Origin of the sequence: Sphingomonas sp. Leaf257 (assembly GCF_001422185.1) — a bacterium.
Classification (GTDB): Bacteria; Pseudomonadota; Alphaproteobacteria; order Sphingomonadales; family Sphingomonadaceae; genus Sphingomonas; species Sphingomonas yabuuchiae.
This window is the reverse complement of the sequence record NZ_LMMH01000008.1, coordinates 56,481-64,551: the sequence shown is the minus strand read 5'-3', so window position 1 is coordinate 64,551 and position 8,071 is coordinate 56,481. Positions and strand designations below refer to the sequence as shown.

Genomic DNA, 8,071 nt, shown 5'->3' with positions numbered 1-8,071 from the left:
CGCGCGATATAGGTGTCGATGATGCGGTCAGCGCTTCGCGCTGCCACCTCCCCTTGCAGGGGAGGAATGGACGCGGATCAGGCGTCGAGCGGGTAGAGGGCCGCGCAGATTTTGCGGCCTTCGCTGCGCAACACGCCCCAGGCACGGGCAGCGGCGCGGCTGTCCATGATCTCGACGCCGACCCCACGCGCTTCCAGCGCGGCGACGAACGCGGCGGGCGCCCGGCGCAGATTCGCACCGGTGCCGAGCAACAGGAACTCCGGTGCCTCATCGACCAGCGCGGCGACCGCTTCCGGCGTCAGCGCCTCGAAGGGCGGCGGGCTCCAGGGTTCGTGCCAGTCCGGCGAGAGGAGCAACGCGGGATAGGCGATCTCACCCACCCGAAAGCCCGTGGCGGCAAAGCCACGGACGATCGGGCCGGGCGCGGTCGGATCGCGCGTGATGCGGATCGAATCGCTCATTCCCGCTCGCTCAGCTCTCGCGCGGAGTGATGCGCTCGGCGTCGGTCACCTTGCGCTTGTCGGTGGTGCCCGGCTTCTCACGGTTCGGCTCGGCGCGCAGGCCGAGCGTGATCAGCAGCGAGGACGAGACGTAGATCGACGAATAGGTGCCGACCACGATGCCCAGGATCATCGCCGCGGTGAAGCCGCGCAGCACATGGCCGCCCAGCAGCAGCAGCGCGACCAACGCCAGCAGGATCGTGACCGAGGTCATGACCGTGCGCGGCAGCGTCTCGTTCACCGACAGGTTGATGATCTCGCGCATGTCCATCTTGCGATAGCGGCGCATATTCTCGCGGATGCGGTCGTCGATGACGATCTTGTCGTTGATCGAATAGCCGATGATGGTCAGGAACGCCGCGATGATGGTCAGGTCCAGCTCGAACTGGGTGATCGCGAAGAAGCCCAGCGTGACAAGAAGGTCGTGGACGATGGCGACGATGGTCGACACGCCGAACTGCCATTCGAAGCGGAAGATGGCGAACAGACCGATGCCCAGGATCGCCAGGACGACCGCCAGCACGCCGTGCTTGATCAACTCGCCCGACACCTTGCCCGACACTGTGTCGTAACGGCTGAAGGTCGCGCCGGGGAATTGCTGGCCCAGCGCGGCTTCTACCTTGCGGACGACGGCGTTGGTCGCGCCTTCGTCATTGGACTTCGGGACCGGCAGGCGGATGCTGATGGTGCGGCCGTCGCCGACCGCCTGGATATTGGCTTCGCCCACACCGAGGCCATCGACCACCGAGCGGACCCGGTCGGCCGAAGGCGGGGAGGGGAATTTCTCCTCGATCATCAGACCGCCGACAAAGTCGACGCCCAGATTGAGGCCCTTGGCGAACGTCACGCCGACCGCCAGCAGGGTGAGCGCGAGCGTCAGCCCGAACGCCCAGCCGCGCAGGCGGACAAAGTCGATGTTCGTGTTGTCGGGGACGAGTTTCAGGAGGCGCATGATCTGTTCTCCTGCCTCAAATGGTGATGGTCTTGGGCTTTTCGCGGCGCAACCAGAGCGCCACGAGCATCCGCGTGAAGGTAACGGCGGTAAACACGCTGGTCACGATGCCGATCAGCAGCACGACCGCGAAGCCCTTCACCGGGCCCGAGCCGAGCACGAGCATGATGACGCCCGAGATCGCGTGGGTCACGTTCGCCTCGAAGATCGTGCGGCTGGCTTCCTTGTAACCCAGCTCGACCGACTGGACGACGTTGCGTCCGCGCCGTCGTTCCTCGCGGATTCGCTCGTTGATCAGCACGTTGGCGTCGACGGCGGTGCCGATGGTCAGGATGAAGCCCGCGATACCCGGCAGGGTCAGCGTCGCGTTCAGCATCGCCATGACGGCCAGGATGACCAGCACGTTGATGACGACGGCGATGTTCGCATAGATGCCGAACCGGCCATAGGTGACGGTCATGAAGATGATGACCGCGACCGCCGCGATCGCCGACGCGAGGATACCGGCGCGAATCGAATCGGCGCCCAGGTCGGGACCGACGGTGCGTTCCTCGACGACCTTCAGGTCGATCGGCAGCTTGCCCGAGCGCAGCGAGATCGCCAGCTGGTTGGCGCTTTCGACCGTGAAGTTGCCCATGATCTGGGCACGACCACCCAGGATCGGTTCGTTGATGTTGGGGGCCGACAGCACCTGACCGTCGAGGATGATGGCGAAGGGCTTGCCGGTGTTCTCCTGGGTGATCCGCGCGAACTTGCGGCCGCCCTGTGCGTCGAAGGTGATCGCCACCTGCGGCGCGTTGGTCTGCTGGTCGAAGGCCTGCTGCGCGTCGATCAGCTGGTCGCCCGAGATGATGACCGGCCGCTTGACCGCGATCACCGGCGCACCCAGCGGATTGCCCGGATAGGGCAGGACCTGGCTGCCTGCGGGCGCATTGCCCTTGGCCACCTCGACCGGGTTGGCCGTGGTGTCGACCAGCTTGAATTCCAGCTTGGCGGTCTTGCCGATCAGGTCCTTGAGCTGCTGCGGATCCTGCAGGCCGGGCACCTGCACCACGATGCGGTTGCTGCCCTGTTGCAGGATCGTCGGTTCCTTGGTGCCCAGCGCGTCGATACGGCGCCGCACGACCTCGGTCGCGGTCTTCATGGCGGTATCGACCGCCTGGGTCAGGCCCGCCTGGGTCGGCTTCAGGACGAAGCGCGAGGTGTCGACGACCTGGATATCCCATTCGCGCTGGCCGGTCATGCCCGCCCCGCCGCCGGTGATCGACAGCAGCCGCTCGCGCGCCGCGTCGACCTGGGCCGGATCGCGCAGCATGAAGCTGAGCTGTCCGCCGCGCACCGAGATGTCACCGATATCGATACGCGGATTGCCGCGCCGCATCTCGGCCGCGACCTGGTCGCGCATCGTCTCCAGCCGGGTATTGGCCAGATCGCCGGTGTCCGCCTCCAGCAGCAGATAGCTGCCGCCCGCCAGATCGAGGCCCTTGTTCACGCGGGGATGCGGGATCGCCCCCCAGCTGTTCGTGACGCTCTCAGGCAGAAAGCTCGGGATCGCCAGCAGGCACAAAGCGGCCAGCAACGCGACGATGGAAGCGACCTTCCAGCGGGGGAAATCCAGCATCGGATCAGTCGTTCGCGGGCTTGGCGGTGGGGTCGATCACGTCGGTCAGCGTCGCCTTGACCACGCGGACGCGGACGTTGGGCGCGATCTCGACCTCGACCAGCTGATCCTCGACGCGCGTCACCTTGCCGACGATGCCGCCCGCCGTGGTGACCTGATCGCCCTTCTTGACCGCCTCGATCGACGCCTGCAGCGTCTTCATCCGGCGCTGCTGCGGGCGGATCATCAGGAAATAGAAGACGACGAAGACGAGGAGCAGCGGCGCGAGGCTGAGGAACGAGGCGGCTCCGCTCGATGCGGCGGCGCCGGATGCGGCTGCCATCGCGGCGACTGGGGCGGTGATGGGAATGAACATTCGGACCCGTCTATGCTGAATGGGCACGGGTACCGGCCGACCGTTGACGATCGACAAGCCCCCATGTCGGATAGCCTGCCCGCTACCATCGCAGGCGGACAGGCGCAATGGAGAGGCGGATGTGGTGTCGGCAGTATCGCAACATCAAGGCTTGCATCGCGAAGAAAACCCGCCTAGAGGCCGCCGCTCGGTCGGGGCGTAGCGCAGCCTGGTAGCGCATCACACTGGGGGTGTGGGGGTCGCAGGTTCGAATCCTGTCGCCCCGACCAATCTTCTACTGACATCGGTGGACGACGACGAAGCGGGCGAAAGCCCGCTTTTTTCGTTTCTGGCGTTTTCTGCTTTCACCGTGGAGTGAAGCGCGGGAGGTTTGGCTTCACGGCGGACCAAAGCGATCCAAGCTAAATGGCGGCTATTAGGTGGGAGGCGGACGTTGTACATGCCGGCTGCCGTGTTGCACAGGGCCATGCATGAGAAGATCAATCCCGCTCGTCGTCGGCCTCATGCTCCCGTTAAGCGCGTGTTTGAACAATCAGACCATTGATGAAGAGATCGCCAGTAAGTGCGGCATCTCTGTCAGCGAGTATCAGCGAGCAGAAGCCAGCTTGGACACGGGTCACGATGGGATGGCGATCCATGCTGGCCACTGCCGTCTAACCCGGACTTCTAAGGGTGTGATCGAAGGGACGGTCGGCGACGGCTCGTGATGGGATCGTGGCTGCCAATTTCCGCGCCAGGGCGTTAGATGCCTTTTCACTTTAGCCGCTCAACGTCAGTGGCTTCGCTCCCCATGTGACGCACGAACGCCCCGCGTAGATCGTCCAGATGGCTTTGCCACTTTGCTCGATCATCGTTGGGATCGATTCCATCGGCTGCGAAGAGCCAGCCAGCAAATTGATCGGCTGTGACTTCTCCGCTCTCGGGCAGTAAGTCGGTGACATGCAGAGGCTGGCCATCAACTACCGAGCCGCACCAGCCCTTCTCCACACAGACTTCGTGCATTAGGGCTTCTAGCGCGGTTCGATCGGTCATGTGTGGAGTATAACAGCGCTCGTTCGCTGTGTCCGCTATGGGCGAAAGCCGCAGCCTCTACCGAACTACAATCCCCGCCGCCGCGATTTGCGACAGCAAATTCGCTCGTACCGCATCCGAAACCGGAGGCAAAGGCCGCGCCGCCTTGCCGTGGCGCAGGCGTTCGCGGTCCTTTTCGTCCGGCTCGACCCGGCGCACCCGCACCGCCGCCTTGCCGACCGCGCGCAGGCCGAGTTGTTCGGCGGCGCCGCGCGACAGGTCGATGATCCGCGACGATCCCGCGAACGGCCCGCGATCGTTGACCCGCACGATGATCCGCCGCCCGGTATCCAGCGCCGTCACTTCGACATAGCTGGGCAGGGGCAGGGTGGTGTGCGCCGCCGTCGCCCAGCCGGGACGGAAACGTTCGCCGTTGGCGGTGCGCTTGCCCGATTCTCCGCCATACCAGCTGGCATAGCCGAGCATGTCATAGGTCGTGTCCTCGGCGGGCACATAGGTGATGCCCCGCACCGTATAGGGCTTGCCGATCCGCACCGGGAAATCGCTGACCGGCCGGTAATTGCCACCCGAACAGGCCGCGACCAGGCAGGCCGCTGCCGGTGTCCATCGGCGCATCGCTTTCCAAACCACCATGGCCTGTCGATTAGGCCTACGGCGCGGCGGGATAAAGCCGTTTGCGTGTCCGTTCGGCGCAGACTATCCCCGTGCTGACCGGCAGCGGCTTTCAGCCACGCCGCCGGACTATCGCATCGGTGCCCCTCGGGGCTTCAAACGGGAATATGGTGCAAATCCATAGCTGTCCCTGCAACTGTAAGCGGTGAGCGCGTGATGCCGGTTCCTGCAACAGGGAACAGCCACTGGAGCCATCCGGGAAGGCCGCATTGCCGACGCTTCGACCCGCGAGCCAGGAGACCTGCCGATGCGAGTCGCTCTTGCCGCGATCCAGGGGATGGTCATGGCCAGGATATATTGTATCATGCGAGCGACGCCATAGGGCGAACCTGAATCGGAACCCGACCCGCCGTGCGCCCGTCGAAGGTGGGGGACGACCGCGACAGCGGAAGGTCGGCCTGAGTCGCAACGGCGCCGTTAAGGCATGATCCGCCCATGTCCGAAGTTTCCGCCCGACCATCGTTGAAGCGCCGCGTCACCCTGCTGATGGGCGCGCTGATCGTCGTGAATATCGCCGTCTGGGGCTGGGCGCTGAGCGTCTTTGCGGGCAACAGCCTGATGCTGGGCACGGCTTTGCTCGCCTATAGCCTGGGGCTGCGCCACGCGGTCGATGCCGATCACATCGCCGCCATCGACAATGTCACGCGTAAATTGATGCAGGACGGCCAGCGGCCGATCGCGGTCGGCCTGTGGTTCGCGCTCGGCCATTCCGCCATCGTCCTGATCGCGGCGACCACCGTGGCGCTGGCCGCCAGTACCCTGTCCGACTTCGAGGCGTTCGGCCAGAGCGGCGGGACCATCGCCACCATCGTCTCGGCGAGTTTCCTGTTCGCCATCGCGATCATGAACCTGATCATCCTGCGCGATGTCTGGACCCGCTTCCGCCGTGTCGCGCGGGGCGAGCCGATGGCGGAGGCCGATGCCGACATGATGTTTTCGGGGCAGGGACCTTTGTCGCGTCTGTTCCGGCCGCTGTTCCGGCTGATCCGGCGCAGCTGGCACATGGCGCCTTTGGGGTTCCTGTTCGGGCTGGGCTTCGACACCGCGACCGAGGTGGCGATCCTCGGCCTGTCGGGTTCGCACGCGGCGGACGGGGTGTCGCTGGCGACGATCCTGGTGTTCCCGGTGCTGTTCGCGGTCGGCATGGCGTTGATCGACACGGCGGATGGGCTGGTGATGCTGGGTGCCTATGAGTGGGCGTTCGTCCATCCGCTGCGCAAGCTCTACTACAACATGACGATCACTCTGGTTTCGGCGCTGGTCGCGCTGGTGATCGGCGGCATCCAGGCGACCGCCTTGCTCGCCGAGCGGTTCGGCTGGACGGCGGGGCCGTTCCGCTATGCGGGCGCGCTCGCCGAGCATTTCAACGTGCTGGGTTTCGCCATCGTCGGGCTGTTCGTGATCTGCTGGGGCGCGAGCTTCCTCCTCTATCGCTGGCGCGGGTTCGCGGCGATGGAGGCGCGAATTGCCAAGCCCGGCGCGGCGGGATAAATGCCGCTGATCGGAGGGTGATAAGCCGTCCGAAGATCGCGCCGGTGCCCGCAAGGGCTTTAAACGGGAATGGGGTGCAAATCCCCGGCTGTCCCTGCAACTGTAAGCGGTGAGCGAGCGATGCTGGTGCTCCTATGAGGGCACGGCCACTGGAGTGATCCGGGAAGGCGCATCCTTTTGCTTCGACCCGCGAGCCAGGAGACCTGCCGGCGTCATGGTCGCTCTTGCCTGGACCCAGGGGGTGGTCGGGGCACGGTTCTCCGTCGGGGAGCGACGAAGCCATGCGGCCGGGGCCGCATCGGTCGCCGGTTCAGCGGGGTGGACGCATGTCGCGCGCCCGTCCGTCACCGCTCCGGCGATCGGCCCCGCGTCCGCGCTCGCTCGTCCGGCGCGTCGGAGAATTACCATGCGTGACCTTTCCAAGGTCCCCGTCACCATCGTCACCGGCTTTCTGGGCGCGGGCAAAACCACGCTTATCAGCCATCTGATCCGCAATGCAGGCGGCCGTCGCCTGGCGGTGGTGGTCAACGAATTCGGCACTTTGGGCGTCGACGGCGACATCCTGCAATCCTGCGCCATACCCGACTGCCCGGCGGAAAATATCGTCGAGCTGGCCAATGGCTGCATCTGCTGCACCGTCGCCGACGACTTCATCCCGACGGTCGAGAAGCTGCTGGCGATGGAGCCGCGCCCCGATCACATCCTGATCGAGACGTCAGGACTGGCACTGCCCAAGCCGCTGTTGAAGGCCTTCGACTGGCCGGCCATCCGCTCGCGCATCACGGTCGACGGTGTGGTGGCGCTGGCCGATGCGGAGGCCGTCGCGGCGGGCCGCTTCGCCCCCGATCTCGACGCGGTGGAGGCGCAGCGCGCCGCCGACCCCAGCCTCGACCATGAAACGCCACTGTCGGAAGTGTTCGAGGACCAGCTGGCCTGCGCCGATATCGTCCTGCTGACCAAGGCGGACCTCGCCGGGCCGGAGGGTGTCGCCAAGGCGCGCGCGATCATCGCCGCAGAAGCGCCGCGCCCGCTGCCGATGGTCGAGGCGGTCGACGGCATCGTCTCCGCCGAGATCGTGCTGGGCCTGGAAGCCGCCGCCGAGGACGACATCGCCGCGCGCCCCTCGCATCATGACGGCGCGGACGATCACGAGCATGACGATTTCGACAGCATTTCGGTAATGCTGGGCGAGGTGGAGAGCCCCGAGGCGATCGCCGCGCGGATCGTGACGCTGGCCGAGCAGCAGGACATCCTGCGCGTGAAGGGCTATGCGGCGGTCGCGGGCAAGCCGATGCGGCTGCTGATCCAGTCGGTCGGCCGCCGGGTGCGCACCAGCTATGACCGCCCCTGGGGCGCGGGCGAGCCGCGCGGCACGCAACTGGTCGTCATCGCCGAGCATGACCGCATCGACCGGCCTTCGATCGAGGCCGTGCTGAAGGGCTGAACAC

8 protein-coding genes, 1 tRNA gene and 2 riboswitches are annotated in these 8,071 nt (G+C 65.8%); of the genes, 3 read left to right on the top strand and 6 right to left on the bottom strand.

Features of this window, described 5'->3' with window-relative positions:
• Positions 1-77: 77 nt before the first annotated feature.
• The 4 genes from ASF14_RS06965 to yajC are packed head-to-tail and all read right to left on the bottom strand — an operon-like array spanning position 78 to position 3,428.
• Positions 78-461, bottom strand: coding sequence for an Mth938-like domain-containing protein (locus ASF14_RS06965; protein ID WP_056433427.1), 384 nt, complete (start codon positions 459-461; stop codon positions 78-80).
• Positions 462-471: 10 nt separating this feature from the next.
• The gene (gene secF, locus ASF14_RS06960; protein ID WP_056433424.1) at positions 472-1,452 is read right to left on the bottom strand and encodes a protein translocase subunit SecF; all 981 of its coding nucleotides are present in this window, start codon (positions 1,450-1,452) and stop codon (positions 472-474) included.
• Between the two features lie 16 nt (positions 1,453-1,468).
• Positions 1,469-3,073 (bottom strand): protein translocase subunit SecD, encoded by a 1,605-nt coding sequence (gene secD, locus ASF14_RS06955; protein ID WP_056433421.1) that lies wholly within the window; start codon positions 3,071-3,073, stop codon positions 1,469-1,471.
• Positions 3,074-3,077: 4 nt separating this feature from the next.
• Positions 3,078-3,428: a preprotein translocase subunit YajC gene (yajC, locus tag ASF14_RS06950; protein WP_056433418.1), complete on the bottom strand. Its 351-nt coding sequence runs from the start codon at positions 3,426-3,428 to the stop codon at positions 3,078-3,080.
• 192 nt (positions 3,429-3,620) lie between these two features.
• Between yajC and ASF14_RS06945 the strand changes: the two genes are divergently transcribed.
• Positions 3,621-3,697, top strand: a tRNA-Pro gene (locus ASF14_RS06945).
• A 484-nt stretch (positions 3,698-4,181) separates the two neighbouring features.
• On the opposite strand, the gene ASF14_RS06935 is transcribed toward ASF14_RS06945, so the two are convergent.
• Both ASF14_RS06935 and ASF14_RS06930 read right to left on the bottom strand, forming a co-directional pair.
• A complete protein-coding gene (locus ASF14_RS06935; RefSeq protein WP_056433411.1) occupies positions 4,182-4,430 on the bottom strand; it encodes a hypothetical protein in 249 nt (82 codons plus the stop codon).
• Between the two features lie 87 nt (positions 4,431-4,517).
• Positions 4,518-5,093, bottom strand: coding sequence for a septal ring lytic transglycosylase RlpA family protein (locus ASF14_RS06930; protein ID WP_236696967.1), 576 nt, complete (start codon positions 5,091-5,093; stop codon positions 4,518-4,520).
• Positions 5,094-5,193: 100 nt separating this feature from the next.
• Positions 5,194-5,395: riboswitch (cobalamin riboswitch) on the top strand.
• A gap of 172 nt (positions 5,396-5,567) precedes the next feature.
• Between ASF14_RS06930 and ASF14_RS06925 the strand changes: the two genes are divergently transcribed.
• Together ASF14_RS06925 and cobW are read left to right on the top strand one after the other, a co-directional pair.
• Positions 5,568-6,623, top strand: coding sequence for a HoxN/HupN/NixA family nickel/cobalt transporter (locus ASF14_RS06925; RefSeq protein WP_056433408.1), 1,056 nt, complete (start codon positions 5,568-5,570; stop codon positions 6,621-6,623).
• 25 nt (positions 6,624-6,648) lie between these two features.
• Positions 6,649-6,848: riboswitch (cobalamin riboswitch) on the top strand.
• Positions 6,849-7,029: 181 nt separating this feature from the next.
• The gene (cobW, locus tag ASF14_RS06920) at positions 7,030-8,067 is read left to right on the top strand and encodes a cobalamin biosynthesis protein CobW (RefSeq protein ID WP_056433406.1); all 1,038 of its coding nucleotides are present in this window, start codon (positions 7,030-7,032) and stop codon (positions 8,065-8,067) included.
• Positions 8,068-8,071: the final 4 nt, after the last annotated feature.